Origin of the sequence: Salinivibrio sp. ML290 (assembly GCF_001995695.1) — a bacterium.
GTDB classification, from domain to species: domain Bacteria; phylum Pseudomonadota; class Gammaproteobacteria; order Enterobacterales; family Vibrionaceae; genus Salinivibrio; species Salinivibrio siamensis.
Map to the genome: position 1 here is coordinate 50,414 of NZ_MUEY01000006.1, position 15,145 is coordinate 65,558.

A 15,145-nucleotide genomic window follows, 5' to 3' on the forward strand; every position below is an offset into this window, starting at 1 on the left:
GTATGAAAAAACGATTATGGCGCATGGCTGCAATGGCCACGACCATGGCTGTACTGGCTGGCTGTGCCGGTGAAGAAGATGTGGTGCAAATAGCGCCACTGCCTGCTGTGACCAATGAGATATCTTCAACCCAGCATTGGCGAGCACAAGTGGGCGACGGTGTCGGGCAGTATTATTCCGCACTTCAGCCCACAGTGGCCTATGACAAAGTCTTTGCGGCTGATCGACAAGGTTTAGTCGCCGCGTTTGATTTAGAAAGCGGTGAATCTATCTGGCAACAGTCGGTGCAAGACGAGACACCGGCGTTGCTCTCCGGCGGGTTGAGCGCCTCATACGGCAAAGTGTATGTGGGTGGCGAAACGGGTCAAGTGTACGCACTGGATGCGGAAACCGGCGAGCGGGTTTGGCAACAGAACGTGAATGGCGAAGTGCTGGCCAAGCCTTTGGTGGAAGCTGGGTTGGTGATCGTTAACACCAGCCGTGGTGAGTTAGTGGCATTGGACGCGGAATCGGGCGAGCCACAGTGGAACAACACCAATGATGTGCCGAACTTGAGCCTACGCGGTGAAAGTGCGCCGGTGACTATTTCCGGCGGCGTATTCTGGGGGATGGCCAATGGACGCCTAGGCGCGGCAATGATCGAAACCGGACGGTCTATCTGGCAAATTCCTATCTCGACACCAAAAGGGGCGACTGAAATCGACCGCTTAGTGGATGTGGATGCGACCCCAGTGATCGATGGCGACCGTTTGTATGCAGTAGGCTATAATGGCCAATTAGTCTCTATTGATTTGCGCTCCGGAAAAGCGGCGTGGAAGCGGGATTTTTCCTCTGCTAAAGACTTCCTCGTAGCAGGCAATAGTATTTATCTTATTGATGATAAAGACAATATTGTTGCGTTAGATGCACGCAACGGCCTAGAGAAGTGGCGCAACACACAGTTGGCGTACCGTATCTTAACGGCACCCGCGGCAAGCGGCGGCTATCTGGTGGTCGGCGACAGCCAAGGCTACTTGCATTGGCTTGACCCGCAAACGGGCGATTTTGTCGCGCAGCAATCACTGGAAGGTAACGGGATCGCTGTTGCCCCGGTGCAAACGGATGATGGCTATATCGTGATCACCCGTGATGGTCAACTGAGAAAGCTGAGTATCGAGTAAGCGAAGCCACCCAGTTTATATTTAGGCTCCTGGCTGCAAAGACAGTCGGGAGCCTTGTTTATTAATAAAGCGAATGAAAAGAAGAGGTCTACATGATTCCTGTTATAGCCCTAGTGGGGCGTCCGAATGTGGGGAAATCGACGCTCTTTAACCGTCTTACCCGCACACGCGATGCATTAGTAGCGGATTTTCCGGGACTGACCAGGGATCGAAAATACGGCAAAGCATTGCTGGATGATCACGAGTTTATCGTGATCGACACCGGCGGCATTGACGGCACCGAAGAAGGTGTAGAAACCAAGATGGCGGAGCAGTCGCTAGCGGCGATTGAAGAAGCCGATGTCGTGCTGTTTATGGTGGATGGTCGAGCCGGTCTTACGCCAGCGGACAAAGACATTGCTCAGCATATCCGTACCCGTGAAAAAACCACCTTCTTGGTGGTGAACAAAGTGGATGGTATTGACCCAGACACGGCAACCGCGGACTTTTGGCAGTTGGGCATGGACAACATGTTCCAAATTGCCGCCGCGCATGGTCGAGGTGTTAGCGGCCTGATTAATCGTGCGTTGACGCCTTTGGTTGAGCAAGTGTCCGCGGACGAGGACGACGAGCAAGCAGGCTTGGTCGATTTGACCGATGAAGCAGATACGCTCGACAGTGGCGAAGACGCGGTTAAAACCGAAGAGCAGGCTGAAAGCGAGTATGAATACTTACAGTCGCTGCCGATTAAAATCGGTATTATCGGCCGTCCCAATGTGGGTAAATCAACCCTGACTAACCGTATGCTGGGCGAAGAGCGCGTGGTGGTTTATGACATGCCAGGCACGACCCGCGACTCGATTTACATTCCCATGGAGCGTGATGGTCGCGAATACGTGATGATTGATACCGCCGGGGTTCGACGTCGTAAACGGGTGACCGATAAAGTGGAAAAATTTTCGGTGATCCAAACCCTCAAGGCGATTGAAGATGCCAACGTCGTATTGTTGGTGATCGACGCACGAGAGAACATCTCGGACCAAGACTTAAGCTTACTTGGTTTTGCGCTGAATGCGGGCCGCTCGATTGTTTTGGCGGTCAACAAGTGGGATGGCTTAGATAGCGAAGTGAAAGAGCGCGTGAAGTCTGAGCTTGATCGCCGCTTAGGGTTTGTCGACTTTGCCCGTGTGCATTTTATTTCTGCTTTGCACGGCACCGGGGTAGGCCACTTGTTCGAGTCGATTCAAGAGGCGTATCAGTCAGCGACAAAACGCGTCGGAACCGCGATGCTCACCCGTATTCTGAAAATGGCGCAAGATGACCATCAACCACCGATGATCCGGGGACGTCGGGTGAAGCTCAAATATGCGCACGCAGGCGGTTACAACCCGCCGATTGTGGTGGTTCATGGTAACTTGGTCAAAGAGCTACCAGACTCTTATAAGCGTTATTTGATGAATTACTATCGGCGAACCTTGGATATTATGGGCACGCCGATAAAGATCCAATTCCAAAACAGCGAAAACCCCTATGAGGGGAAAAAAGAAAAGCTGACATTATCTCAATCCCGTCAGCGTAAACGCTTAATGGATATGGTGAAAAACCGCAATAAGAAGTAATACAAAGCCCAGCAGCGATGCTGGGCTTTTTTGATCGCGACAAGGCGAGTCCGATCTCTGTTGGGATCCGCAACTAAATTAAAGTGATCTAAATCACATTAATGAGCGCGATTATCTGTTGTCTTAGATCCTAGCCTATTGCGCTGCCGCTCAGGTTTTGAGCGGTGGTAAAATCGACACCCCTTGCCATCTCACACTTTTGGATTGTTCTGGATCAAAGCTTTAATAAAATACAATTTAGAGTTTTATCCTTTTAAAAATCCAAATGCAGAATATGTAACTTATGCTTTCGGGAAGTGTATTGATAAATATTCTTTTCAGGGTAGGAAGCTGATCAAGGGGGATAAACCCCCAGATCGCTCGATCGCTTACTGATCGGTCAGAGGTGTGTTGTACAGAGCTTAATCAGCTACCTGACGTGGATGACGTTGTTGCACGACGCTAGTGACATCGCCGTTGCTGAGCTGAGTGTGTAAGGTATCGCCCTCTTCTAGCTGGTTGATGTTAGTGACGATGTGCCCATCACTATCACGGCTAATTGAATAGCCGCGAGAAAGGGTGGCAAGTGGGCTGACCGCATCTAAGGTGGCGACCAAGGTGGCGAGTCGCTGTTGCGCATGTGACAGGTGTGAGTCCATCGCGTGGGTGAGGCGTTGATGGTGTTGCGCCAATTGAGCCTGATGTTGCTGAATACGACGGTAAGGCGTCATGCGCTGCAATCGATTATCTAGCGTGTTCAGTTGGCTGCTGTACCGTGAAAACTGCTTAGTGAGTGCCTGGTGCATCCGTCTTTGCAGCTCATCAATATGCTGACTCTGCTGTTGTAGGCGACGGCGAGGGTGCTGATGAGACAAACGGTGTTCGTGCTGCGTCAGTGCCCGTTGCTGGCGATACAGGAGGGTGCCAATCGCGTTTTTGAGCCCTTGCTCGCGCTGCTGATATTGCTGCAAGCGGTAACTAAGATCACGGCTCACTAATTCTGCGGCGGCTGATGGCGTCGGCGCGCGCACGTCGGCAACAAAGTCAGCAATGGTAACATCCACTTCATGGCCCACGGCACTGACGATAGGGATCTGACTGGCGGCGATAGTACGGGCGACGATGTCTTCATTAAAGCACCATAAATCTTCGAGTGAGCCACCGCCACGGCCAACAATCAGCACATCACATTCGTTGCGGCTATTGGCACGTCCAATGGCTTGGGCAATAGAGACCGCTGCCTCTTGTCCTTGTACCAGCGTTGGATAGATAACCACGGGCAGGCTCGGATCGCGCCGTTTCAACACATTTAGAATATCGTGCAAGGCAGCGCCTGTTTTGGAGGTGATTATGCCAACGCGTTTGGGTTGGTCGGGCAAGGCCTGTTTGGCGCTTTGTGCGAATAAGCCTTCAGCGGCTAACGCTTGTTTGCGTTGCTCAAACGCCTGTTGCAGTCGTCCATCGCCTTCGGGCTGCATGCTTTCTAAGATCAGTTGATAGTCGCCGCGAGGCTCGTACATAGAGACACGCGCACGTACCAACACTTGATCGCCGTTTTTAGGTTTGAACATCACGCGGCGATTGTTACCACGGAACATCGCACATTTAACTTGGCTTTGGTTATCTTTCAACGATAAATACCAGTGACCGGATGTCGCAGCGGTAAAATTAGAGATTTCACCCGTGAGCCAGACGATACCGATGTTTTTCTCCAAGCAAAGACGCACTTCGGCATTTAAGCGAGAGACGGAAAGAATGTTTCGGTTGTTAGCGGTCACGATCACGGATCCTTTCAATAAGCCTGAGGGCATACTACCTGCCGCATCTCGGTATGCCAAATAGACCTTGAGCAATCGGTTGCTAAAAAGTCGCGTTGATATCTGGTGATAAATCAACCGACTAAAAATCCGTTGCCCACCAAACAGCGATTCTTAATAAAAATCGATAGCCAAACGTTTGCGCTGCCCGTATAATGCTGCGGCAATATTTTGTTCCCCTTCACAAATTTTGGTGTGAGATATTGCAATGCTGAGAATCGCGAAAGAAGCGCTAACCTTTGACGATGTACTCCTCGTCCCTGCCCACTCAAATGTTCTTCCTAACCATGCCGATCTGCGTACAAAACTGACACGCTCGATCAGCTTAAACATTCCTGTTCTATCCGCCGCGATGGACACGGTGACCGAAGCCCGTTTGGCGATTGCCTTGGCGCAAGAAGGTGGTCTTGGCTTTATCCATAAGAACATGACTATCGAGCAACAAGCAGAACAAGTACGCTTGGTCAAAATCTATGAAGCAGGCATGGTCACCAATCCAGTGACTGTGACCCCAGAAATGACCATTGCTGACGTGAAGGCACTGACTGAGCGTAACGGCTTTGCCGGTTACCCTGTTGTCAATGCACAAAAAGAGCTAGTGGGGATCATCACAGGCCGTGACGTGCGTTTTGTGTCTGACTTAAGCAAGCGCGTCGAAGACGTGATGACACCAAAATCTCGCCTCGCCACTGTGCAAGAAGGCGCAGAACGTGAGCAGGTACAACAGCTCATGCAACAGCACCGCGTCGAGAAGATTTTGGTGGTCAACCCAAGTCATCATCTCACCGGTATGATCACCGCCAAAGATTTCCAAAAAGCGGAAAGCAAGCCTAATGCCTGTAAAGACGAACAAGGTCGCTTGCGTGTCGGCGGTGCCGTTGGTGCCGGTGCGGGCAACGAAGAACGCATTGCCGCCTTGGTTGAAGCGGGCGTGGATGTGCTGTTGATTGACTCATCACATGGCCACTCTGAAGGGGTTCTGCAACGTATTCGTGATGCACGTGCCGCGTACCCGAACCTGCAGATTGTGGGCGGCAATGTCGCCACCGCTGAAGGCGCACGCGCCCTGATTGAAGCCGGTGTCGATGCCGTCAAGGTTGGAATTGGCCCAGGCTCGATTTGTACCACGCGTATCGTTACCGGCGTGGGTGTCCCGCAGATCACTGCGATCAGTGATGCAGCCGCTGTAGCGCAAGAGTACGGCATTCCCGTGATTGCCGATGGCGGTATCCGCTTCTCAGGGGATTTGTGTAAAGCGATTGCCGCGGGCGCGTCGTGCGTGATGGTGGGCTCAATGCTCGCTGGTACCGAAGAGTCTCCAGGGGAAGTCGAACTTTACCAAGGCCGTGCATATAAATCATATCGCGGTATGGGCTCGGTGGGCGCGATGTCAAAAGGCTCGTCTGACCGTTATTTCCAAAGCGACAACGCCGCAGACAAGCTGGTACCTGAAGGGATTGAAGGGCGTGTCGATTACAAAGGCATGATGAAAGAGATCATTCATCAGCAAATGGGTGGCCTGCGCTCCAGCATGGGCCTCACCGGCTCTGCCACCATTGAAGAGATGCGTACCCAAGCGCAGTTTGTTCGCGTCACTGGCGCGGGCATGAAAGAGTCACACGCGCATGATGTCACCATTACTAAAGAAGCGCCGAACTACCGTCTCGGCTAAAGACATCACCATCGCGATGCATTTGAGAGGGGAGCGCGGCTCCCCTTTGTTCCACTTAATTGAGAAAGCCAGATAATGACCCAGAACATTCATGCTCAACGTATTTTGATCCTTGATTTTGGCTCCCAGTACACCCAACTGATTGCGCGCCGTGTCCGTGAAATCGGTGTGTATTGTGAGCTTTGGAGCTGGGATGTGGATGAGCAAGACATTCGTGATTTTGCGCCCAACGGCATCATCCTATCCGGTGGCCCAGAGAGCGTGGCAGAGGAGAACTCGCCGCGTGCACCGCAGTATGTCTTTAATGCCGGCGTACCTGTGTTAGGGGTTTGTTATGGTATGCAGACCATGGCCGAGCAGCTTGGTGGTAAGGTGGCCGGCTCTGAGCACCGTGAGTTTGGCTATGCGCAAGTGAAGCGCGTTGGGCAAAGTGCACTGTTTGATGGCATTGAAGATGCCATCGCCGATGACGGGCATGCGCTCCTCGATGTATGGATGAGCCATGGTGATAAAGTGGTCGCCATTCCAGAAGATTTTGTCAAAGTGGCCGAGACGGACACTTGCCCCTTCGCGGCCATGGCCAATGAAGACAAACGTTTTTATGGCGTGCAATTCCATCCAGAAGTCACTCACACGCGCCAAGGCCAACGTATGTTGGAGCAGTTTGTGATGCAAATTTGCCAATGCGAGCGCTTGTGGACACCAGCCACCATTATTGACGATGCGATTGAGCGTATTCGTGAGCAAGTCGGGGATGATGAAGTGATCCTTGGCTTGTCTGGCGGCGTCGACTCTTCTGTGGTCGCCATGCTGGTTCACCGTGCGATTGGCGATAAGCTCACGTGTGTATTCGTCGATAACGGCCTATTGCGTCTTAATGAAGGTGAGCAAGTACTGGAAATGTTCGGTGACCACTTTGGGTTGAACATCGTCCATGTCAATGCCGAAGACCGTTTCCTCGATGCCCTTAAAGGCGAAGCGGATCCGGAAGCCAAGCGTAAAATCATTGGTCGCGTGTTTGTCGAGGTATTCGATGAGCAAGCGAGCAAAATGAAAAATGCCAAGTGGCTGGCACAAGGCACTATCTACCCGGATGTGATTGAGTCAGCAGCCTCGAAAACCGGTAAAGCGCATGTGATCAAATCACACCACAACGTCGGTGGTTTGCCGGAAGAGATGGAAATGGGTCTGGTTGAGCCACTCAAAGAGTTATTCAAAGACGAAGTGCGTAAAATTGGCCTTGAGCTAGGCTTACCGTACCACATGCTTTATCGCCACCCCTTCCCAGGGCCAGGCCTTGGTGTGCGCGTGCTGGGCGAGATTCAAAAAGAATACTGCGATCTGCTTCGTCGCGCCGATGCGATCTTTATCGAAGAGCTACGCAACGCCGATCTCTACGAGAAAGTCTCGCAAGCCTTTGCGGTATTCCTACCTGTTCGTTCGGTAGGCGTGATGGGCGATGGCCGTAAATACGACTGGATCATTGCCCTGCGTGCCGTCGAGACCATCGACTTTATGACCGCACATTGGGCACACCTGCCATACGATTTCCTGGGTAAGGTATCAAACCGCATCATCAACGAAGTCGACGGCATCTCCCGCGTGGTTTACGACGTCTCCGGCAAACCGCCAGCGACAATTGAGTGGGAATAAGACTCGCTAGGTAGCGCATTAAGCCTTGCCAACTAACAACAATGCCAGTCAGTTTTCTGACTGGCATTTTTTGTCGCACAATACCATAACGTTTATTACTCAAGTAACGCTGTTACTCGTATCTAACTCAGCGATAACGTCTTTACGCAGCATTCACTGGGGGCTGAATATGTATCATCGTGGTTTTTATCTATGGCGATATGTTACACAGTCTATGTTAACCGGTGCCTGCTTAATTCAAGCTCGCCGCCTATCTTGCGGAATGCACTGTTCACGGCTATTATTTGTTCATGATTCATGAACGGTATTTGAGTGTGAACGATAACGCGATACTACTAAAGCTAGCTTTGGATAATCTGCCTGCGCAGATTCAAGGGGAGTACTCTTTCGATCCTAAGCCGGATGGTGAGCCTTACACCGATGCTGAGGTGACTCTGACAGTGCACGGCGAACGCTATTTGTTTAGCACTGAAATAAAGCGTATCCATCGTAAAGATAGCCTATCAGCATTGCTAGGCGCTGCTCGCTCAGACAATCTGTTGGTGTGTAACAGACTGACGACTCATCTCGCCGATTTTTGCACCAAGAACGCGATCAATTTTATTGATGAGGCCGGTAATGCTCGCGTGAGCTTTAACGGGCTAAACCTATGGGTTGAGGGCAAAAATCTTACTGAAAACCACCTTGCAATTCCACAGCCGGCAAAGCCAGGGTTAGGTTTTATGAAGCTTCTGTTTGCTTTGTTGGCTCAAGAAGATGTGTTACATCTGCCGTTTCGAGCCATAGCCGAGATGGCAAATATCTCATTAGGTATGGTGAGTAAGGGATTTAAATACTTAGAAGCCGAGAAGCTTGTCAGTCTTGGTCGTACCCGTCGCATTCTGGATAAAGAGGCCCTTTATCAGATCTGGATTGAACACTATCGTACCGTGCTAAGGCCAAAGCTCGGAGGGCTAAAATTAGTTGCGCCGAATGATTGGCGAGACATCCCTTTAACATCCATGGATTGCTGGGGAGGAGAAGTCGCTGCCGATGAACTAACACGCTATTTGCAGCCTTATGAGTTACAGCTCTTTACCTTTGAGCCACTGCAAAAAAAGCTTGCGCTGCTCAAAGCAAAGCCAGACGCTTCGGGCAGGCTCTGGTTGGTGCCTGCATTCTGGGGAAAGGCGCTGGATATTAATATCAATGCCAAGGCATTGCTGGCTGTCGCTGAGCTACTTGCAAGCAGAGATAGCCGAAACAAGGAGGTTGCCGAACTTATCAATGAGCAATATCTACACCTTAAAACACTCCCTGAACCCCGGGTTTGAGCCTGTACTGACACTGATCACCCGCACAACTCAGCAAACTGGCGTACCATTTTTTGTTGCTGGGGCAACGGCAAGAGATCTCTTTTTGTATCATGTGTTTGGCCGTGATCCCGGCCGTCAGACTCGGGATATTGATACTGGCATTCTGATACCGGATTGGGACGCGTTCGCCAGTGTAAAGCAGGCTTTGCTGGATGCCGGATTAAGCGCAACCAATAAAGCGCATCGGCTTAAAGATCCTGACAGTGGTTTGCCAATTGATATTATTCCCTTTGGTGCCATCGCCGATGACGCAGGTGAAATACAATGGCCACCCGAGCATGCTGTCACCATGACGGTAGCTGGGTTTCAGGAAGCTTACGATGCCGCTCTATCAATAGAACTAGGGCAAGGCGATACCATCAAAGTTGCGTCTTTGGCTGGGCTGACTTTGCTAAAACTGATTGCTTGGCAGGAGCGGGGTGACGAGAGCAGTAAAGACGCATCTGACTTTCTAACCATTCTTCTTGAGTATCAGTATGTTCAGGCGGATCGTCTATGGGAGCCTTATATCCCGGCAGAGCACTTAGAGTATGATACCGAGCGGCAAGGGGCCTTCTTGCTTGGATATGATTTGAAAATGATTTTGTCTGAGCCTGCTACCAATCCGGAGACTATCAGCCGTATTACCACATTGGCAGCTGATATTGATGGACTGGTCAGGGCTCAGTTCAGAAGTCAGAACTTTTGTAGTTATGAGAGGATAGAGCAGCTGCAAAATGACTTTTGGGCAGGGCTAGCGTTGTAAGAACAGTTTCAAAAAACAAAGCCCGCCAAATGTCGGACTTTTCTATTGGTATTCGCGGATAACGGCGGTCCCGGCTCAGTCGCTATAACTGTCCGAACTTGCCTGCTTGCAGATCGTTGAACGCTTGCAAAATCTCTTGCTTAGTATTCATTACAAAAGGGCCATGACCGACGATGGGATCGGTGATGGGCTCGCCACTGAGTAGCAAAATTACGCTATCTTGTGAGGCGTGCAATGCGACCTCGCGGCCTTGGCGGCTAAGCAGTGCTATATCGGCGTCGCCAATGGGGTCGGCGGCGTTGATGCTGACGTTGCCCTCCAGCACCACCACCGCGGTGGTCCAGCCTTGTGGCAGAGTGAGCTGCACTTTCCCGCCTGCGTTTAACCGTATATCCCAAACCTGCATGGGACTAAAGGTCTTGGCCGGCCCTTGATGCCCCTCAAACTCACCGGCAATGAGCCGTAATGTGCCTGCCTTATCGGCCAAGGGAACATCGGGAATATCGGCTTTGCGAATGCCTTGATAGCTCGGGTCGGTCATTTTGTCTTTTTTGGGGAGGTTAACCCACAGTTGCGCCATTTGCAGCTCGCCGCCAGTGTGGCTGAACGCCCTGGAATGAAACTCCTCGTGCATAATGCCGCTGCCTGCGGTCATCCACTGCACATCCCCGGGGCCAATCACGCCGCCTTTACCGGTGGAGTCACGATGCGCCACTTCACCTTGATACACAATGGTCACGGTTTCAAAGCCGCGATGGGGATGCTCACCCACGCCTCGCTTCACGCCATCCGCCGGAAAGTGCATTGGGCCAGCATAGTCCAGCAGTAAAAAGGGACTCATCTCCGCCGCTTGATTGTGGTAGGAAAACAGCGAGCGGGCGGGGAAACCATTACCGACCCAGTGCGGTGCAGGGGCTTTTATGACACGCGAAATGGATTTCATGGTGATCTCCTCTAGTGGGTTTACCTCCATCATATATTTGATGACATAGATTGCTAGGGGTTAAAACACGACTTCCACGCCATATAGGTTTTTTGTTTCTAAATGTTTCAGTGTCCTCAGTAAGCATCCGTTTTTTGTGCTGCTTTTCTAACTACAAATCAATTTAACATTTGGTTAACTGGCTTGCTTATGGCTAACTATGCTGTTTTTTGCTTTACTGGCGATGGATTGTCATTTTAATGTCGCTAAAGCCTGGTGGATCAGGTAAGCAAAGACACAACATCGAAAAATGGAGTAAACAGTGAGCCAACACATAAGCGACTCAACCGATGCTGGCCAGCCGCGCGGCATGGATCGGTTTTTGAACATGATAGAGCGGGCAGGGAACCGAATTCCGGATCCCGCGCTCTTGTTTTTTTGGGGGCTGATCACCGTGTGGGTATTATCAGCCATTCTCTCTCAGGTTTCTTTTGATTCAGTCCACCCTTTGACCGGTGACGCTGTCCAAGTTAAAAACCTGCTCACCGGTAGTGCGCTCGCCCACTTTTTAGCCAATATGGTTGACACCTTTACTGGATTTGCGCCGCTGGGGATTGTTTTGGTGGCGATGCTCGGTGTGGGGGTGGCTGACCAGTCCGGCTTTATTACCACTGGCCTTAAGAAAATGCTGAGTGTGACGCCAAAGCAAGCGCTTACGCCGATGCTGATTCTGGTGGCGATCGTTTCCCATACCGCCGCAGATGCAGGCTATGTGCTGGTGATCCCGCTGGGTGGGATTATCTTCCACGCCGCGGGTCGTCATCCGTTGGCAGGTATTGCTGCCGCCTTTGCCGGGGTATCCGGCGGCTTCTCCGCGAACTTTATTCCGTCAGGGATTGATCCTTTGCTGGCCGGTTTTACTGAATCTGCCGCGCATGTGTTGGACGATAGCTATCAGGTAAACCCGCTTGCGAACCTCTATTTCACTGGTCTGTCATCGATTTTGATTGTGGCGCTGGGCTGGTTTGTGACTGAGAAAATAGTCGAGCCACGTCTAAATCGCACGCCGATTGATGAGGACGCAGAAGACGCACCAGATTTAGGCTCCTTTACGGCAATTGAAGGGAAGGCGTTTAATCGAGCTGGGCTGGCGATGCTGCTAGGAATTGCCGCGCTGGTGGCGGCCTCATGGCCGGAAACGTCACCGCTCCGCTCACCGGCGGGCGAGCTGACCGCCTTTGATGCACCGATTATGCAATCGATCGTGCCACTGATTTTTGTGCTGTTTATTATTCCAGGTATTGTTTATGGCAAAACCGCGGGTACCTTTAAAACTAGCCAAGACGTGATCAAATCCATGTCTGACACCATGGCGACCATGGGCGCTTATATGGTGATGGCGTTTTTCTGCGCGCAATTCTTGGCCGCATTTACCCAATCAAACATTGGTACTTTGTTGGCGCTCAACGGCGCGGAGCTGTTGCAGTCAATGAACCTGCCAGGTGAGATGACGATTGTGGGGATGATTTTGCTGACGGCAATGGTGAACTTATTGATTGGTTCCGCGTCGGCGAAATGGGGGCTGATTGGGCCGATTCTCGTGCCGATGTTAATGGTCGTGGGCATTTCCCCTGAATTGTCGCAAGCGGCTTATCGTGTGGGTGATTCTGTGTCGAACATTATCTCGCCATTGATGGTGTTCTTCCCGTTGGTGGTGGTGTACTGCCAGCGTTACGTGAAAACCACGGGGATTGGTACCGTGGCCTCAATGATGATCCCTTATTCTCTGACCATGCTGGTGGGCTGGACCTTATTCTTACTCGCCTACTGGGCGCTAGGATTGCCTCTGGGCATTCAAGCCAGTTACCAATACTTGGTGCAGTAATACGCTGTTGCGCGTTGAGTGTCTTAAGCCGGCCTTCGAGCCGGCTTATTTGTATCGTATACTGAGGGCGTATTAGGTTGTTAGTCACAGAGGTTGGGATGAAAGATCCACACGCGTCGGATAGCGAGCACGACGTTTATATGCGCCACGCGATCCAGCTAGCAGACAAAGCGGAGCAAGAGGGTGAAGTGCCTGTTGGCGCTGTCGTGGTGTATCAAGGTGAGGTAGTGGGCACGGGGTGGAACCGAACCATTACCCAGCATGATGCGACGGCCCATGCCGAAGTGATGGCATTACGCCAAGCTGGCCAAGTGCTGGGTAATTATCGTTTATTAGACGCGGATCTTTATGTGACATTAGAGCCTTGTCCCATGTGTGCGGCGGCGATGGTGCATGGCCGTGTCAGAAAGGTTTTCTTTGGCGCGCCTGATCCCAAAACCGGGGCCGCTGGCTCGATAATGAACTTACTCAGCTATGAGGGTGTTAATCATCATGTGCAAAGTGAGGGAGGGGTGTTAGAAGCGGAATGYCGTGCGCAACTGCAAGCCTTTTTCCGCCGTCGTCGCGCCGAAAAAAAGGCCGCTAAAAAAGCAGCCTGTCAATCTCAATCTTGCTTACCTGACTCAGGCAAGGTGTCCTAAAACGCGTCATCAAAGGCCGCAAATTCACGAATCGCAAAGGCACGTTGTCGCCAAAGTACCTTCTTGTGCATATTTTGGCGCATACGCTTACGCCGGTTAGCGGATGAAATGTTGTTTTTGCGAAAGCTTTGTTTCACCAGCCGTTTTCTTGGAACCATGCTGTCCTCATTGCGGTTGCGTGTCTGATTGCGGTGTCGAGTTATCCTCTGACTGTGATGACGCCGGGTCAGGCGCTTGCTCGGTTGTTTGCTCGGGGGCATTTTCCGACGGCTCGTCAGGGGCGACGATCGTCTGCAGACCACCGAGATCTTCAACTTGTTGGCTGTCGAGTGACTCTATGTGCGCTTTCTCATAGCCTAGAATACTTTGGTAATAGCGGCGAATATTTTCGACGTAGCTAAGCGCTTCGTAGCCACGCGCGTAGCCGTAGCGTGTTTGGGTGTAATACTGGCGCTTGGCTAACAGTGGCAGACGCTGTTTTACATCACTCCAAGAGTTAGGATCGGCGCCTTGCGCCTCCGTCAGTCGGCGCGCATCCATCATATGGCCAAAACCAATATTGTAAGACGCGAGAGCAAACCAAATGCGCTCGTGTGGATTAACACTGTCTGGTACACGGTCAAGTACACGTTGCAGGTAGAGCGAACCGCCTTTAATGCTTTGTTCTGGGTCGAGGCGATTGCGCACGCCCACGGATTTGGCCGTCGGCAGGGTAAGCATCATCATGCCGCGCACCCCAGTGGGGGAGATCGCCCGTGGGTTCCAATGTGACTCTTGATACGATAGGGCCGCCAGTAAGCGCCAATCAAAATCGTTCGCGTGCTTTTTGAAAAGCGGCTCCCACTTAGGCAACTTGCTCTCCAGTGCCCGTAAAAAGGCGCGGGTATCGACGTAATCGAATTGGTCGACGTGACCAAAATACTTCTCTTCTAAAATAGCTAATTCGCCAGTTTGGTTTATCTCACCAAAGAAGTTGACCATTAAGGCATAGGCGCTGCTGTCGCCTTGCTTTTTCATAAACCAGGCTACGGGTTCGTCCTCACTGAGGGCCATGGCGACGGCAATATCTGGGTGGGTGCGTTGCATCAAGGCAATATCGACCGAGTCGGCAATGGTAAAGTCAATCTCACCGTCTGCGACTTGTTTAAGCAGCTCATCATCGTCGGCGTCCTGCACGACTTTCCAGCTGAGATCAGGGTGGTCTTGTTTTAACGCTTGCAAGGTGAGGTCGTGGCTAGAGTCTTCCACTACCGCCATGATGGCATCTTCACGATTAAAATCATCAACATCCCGCGGGCGCCAATGCCCTTTTTTATAGACCACTTGTTGGCTGACAAAGTAGTAGGCAGGGCCTGGGCGAAACTGAGCTAAACGTTGGTCGGTAATGGTAAGGCCTGCCGCAATCAGATCCACGTCGCCGCGTTCAAGGGCTGGAAAGAGGCCGGAAAGCGTATAAGTGGGCACCATTTCTAGCCTGACCCCGAGCTTGTCAGCAAACCGAGCGGCGAGCTCGTAATCTAGTCCGGTAGGGCCGTCGGGGCCGATGTAGTAAGAGAGTTCGTTGTTGAGTGTCCCGACTCTTAAGACACCACGGTCTCGAATTTTTTCTAGAACGGTACGATCGTCGAACGTCCAATCACAGCCTGTGACGGTGAGGCTAAGCACAAGCACCGTTAGGCTAATCATCCATGATCGCAAAGAAAAGTCACGCTGTGTCA

12 protein-coding genes are annotated in these 15,145 nt (G+C 51.6%); 8 read left to right on the top strand and 4 right to left on the bottom strand.

Annotation, left to right across the window (positions count from 1 at the left end; genetic code table 11):
- Positions 1-2 precede the first annotated feature (2 nt).
- On the top strand, positions 3-1,160 hold the full coding sequence (bamB, locus tag BZG23_RS07055) for an outer membrane protein assembly factor BamB (RefSeq protein ID WP_077606524.1): 1,158 nt from the start codon (positions 3-5) through the stop codon (positions 1,158-1,160).
- A 92-nt stretch (positions 1,161-1,252) separates the two neighbouring features.
- Positions 1,253-2,758, top strand: coding sequence for a ribosome biogenesis GTPase Der (gene der / locus BZG23_RS07060; protein ID WP_077606525.1), 1,506 nt, complete (start codon positions 1,253-1,255; stop codon positions 2,756-2,758).
- A 401-nt stretch (positions 2,759-3,159) separates the two neighbouring features.
- Here der and xseA read toward each other — a convergent pair whose 3' ends face one another.
- Positions 3,160-4,548 (bottom strand): exodeoxyribonuclease VII large subunit, encoded by a 1,389-nt coding sequence (gene xseA, locus BZG23_RS07065; protein WP_108743715.1) that lies wholly within the window; start codon positions 4,546-4,548, stop codon positions 3,160-3,162.
- A gap of 214 nt (positions 4,549-4,762) precedes the next feature.
- On the opposite strand from xseA, the gene guaB reads away from it, so the two are divergent.
- The 4 genes from guaB (at position 4,763) to BZG23_RS07085 (ending at position 9,979) form a co-directional block, all read left to right on the top strand.
- Positions 4,763-6,226 carry an IMP dehydrogenase gene (gene guaB, locus BZG23_RS07070; protein ID WP_046074993.1) on the top strand — a complete coding sequence of 488 codons (1,464 nt, stop codon included), beginning with the start codon at positions 4,763-4,765 and terminating at the stop codon, positions 6,224-6,226.
- A 75-nt stretch (positions 6,227-6,301) separates the two neighbouring features.
- Positions 6,302-7,879, top strand: coding sequence for a glutamine-hydrolyzing GMP synthase (gene guaA / locus BZG23_RS07075; RefSeq protein ID WP_046074992.1), 1,578 nt, complete (start codon positions 6,302-6,304; stop codon positions 7,877-7,879).
- A gap of 290 nt (positions 7,880-8,169) precedes the next feature.
- A complete protein-coding gene (locus tag BZG23_RS07080) occupies positions 8,170-9,192 on the top strand; it encodes a type IV toxin-antitoxin system AbiEi family antitoxin (RefSeq protein ID WP_241837191.1) in 1,023 nt (340 codons plus the stop codon).
- Complete coding sequence (locus tag BZG23_RS07085; RefSeq protein ID WP_077606526.1) at positions 9,146-9,979, top strand: nucleotidyl transferase AbiEii/AbiGii toxin family protein; 834 nt, start codon at positions 9,146-9,148, stop codon at positions 9,977-9,979. Before BZG23_RS07080 ends, BZG23_RS07085 begins: the two co-directional genes overlap by 47 nt.
- Before the next feature lie 82 nt (positions 9,980-10,061).
- Here the strand turns inward: BZG23_RS07085 and BZG23_RS07090 are convergent, their stop codons facing one another.
- Entirely contained in the window at positions 10,062-10,922 is an 861-nt protein-coding gene (locus BZG23_RS07090; RefSeq protein WP_046074990.1) for a pirin family protein, read from the bottom strand.
- Positions 10,923-11,271: 349 nt separating this feature from the next.
- Between BZG23_RS07090 and BZG23_RS07095 the strand changes: the two genes are divergently transcribed.
- Positions 11,272-12,786 carry an AbgT family transporter gene (locus BZG23_RS07095; RefSeq protein ID WP_046075047.1) on the top strand — a complete coding sequence of 505 codons (1,515 nt, stop codon included), beginning with the start codon at positions 11,272-11,274 and terminating at the stop codon, positions 12,784-12,786.
- A 98-nt stretch (positions 12,787-12,884) separates the two neighbouring features.
- On the top strand, positions 12,885-13,427 hold the full coding sequence (gene tadA, locus BZG23_RS07100) for a tRNA adenosine(34) deaminase TadA (protein ID WP_077606527.1): 543 nt from the start codon (positions 12,885-12,887) through the stop codon (positions 13,425-13,427).
- Here tadA and BZG23_RS16645 read toward each other — a convergent pair.
- Positions 13,424-13,585: a hypothetical protein gene (locus BZG23_RS16645; RefSeq protein WP_167369481.1), complete on the bottom strand. Its 162-nt coding sequence runs from the start codon at positions 13,583-13,585 to the stop codon at positions 13,424-13,426. The genes tadA and BZG23_RS16645 overlap by 4 nt on opposite strands.
- Before the next feature lie 7 nt (positions 13,586-13,592).
- On the bottom strand, positions 13,593-15,113 hold the full coding sequence (mltF, locus tag BZG23_RS07105) for a membrane-bound lytic murein transglycosylase MltF (protein ID WP_077606558.1): 1,521 nt from the start codon (positions 15,111-15,113) through the stop codon (positions 13,593-13,595).
- Positions 15,114-15,145 lie beyond the last annotated feature (32 nt).

What these genes read in the sequence shown, in the direction of transcription:
- BZG23_RS07085 (WP_077606526.1), top strand. Translation starts at nt 9,146, where the DNA reads ATGAGCAATATCTACACCTTAAAACACTCCCTGAACCCCGGGTTTGAG.
- BZG23_RS07095 (WP_046075047.1), top strand. Translation starts at nt 11,272, where the DNA reads ATGGATCGGTTTTTGAACATGATAGAGCGGGCAGGGAACCGAATTCCG.
- der (WP_077606525.1), top strand. Translation starts at nt 1,253, where the DNA reads ATGATTCCTGTTATAGCCCTAGTGGGGCGTCCGAATGTGGGGAAATCG.
- BZG23_RS16645 (WP_167369481.1), bottom strand. Translation starts at nt 13,585, where the DNA reads ATGGTTCCAAGAAAACGGCTGGTGAAACAAAGCTTTCGCAAAAACAAC.
- BZG23_RS07090 (WP_046074990.1), bottom strand. Translation starts at nt 10,922, where the DNA reads ATGAAATCCATTTCGCGTGTCATAAAAGCCCCTGCACCGCACTGGGTC.
- guaB (WP_046074993.1), top strand. Translation starts at nt 4,763, where the DNA reads ATGCTGAGAATCGCGAAAGAAGCGCTAACCTTTGACGATGTACTCCTC.
- BZG23_RS07080 (WP_241837191.1), top strand. Translation starts at nt 8,170, where the DNA reads ATGATTCATGAACGGTATTTGAGTGTGAACGATAACGCGATACTACTA.
- mltF (WP_077606558.1), bottom strand. Translation starts at nt 15,113, where the DNA reads ATGATTAGCCTAACGGTGCTTGTGCTTAGCCTCACCGTCACAGGCTGT.
- guaA (WP_046074992.1), top strand. Translation starts at nt 6,302, where the DNA reads ATGACCCAGAACATTCATGCTCAACGTATTTTGATCCTTGATTTTGGC.
- bamB (WP_077606524.1), top strand. Translation starts at nt 3, where the DNA reads ATGAAAAAACGATTATGGCGCATGGCTGCAATGGCCACGACCATGGCT.
- xseA (WP_108743715.1), bottom strand. Translation starts at nt 4,548, where the DNA reads ATGCCCTCAGGCTTATTGAAAGGATCCGTGATCGTGACCGCTAACAAC.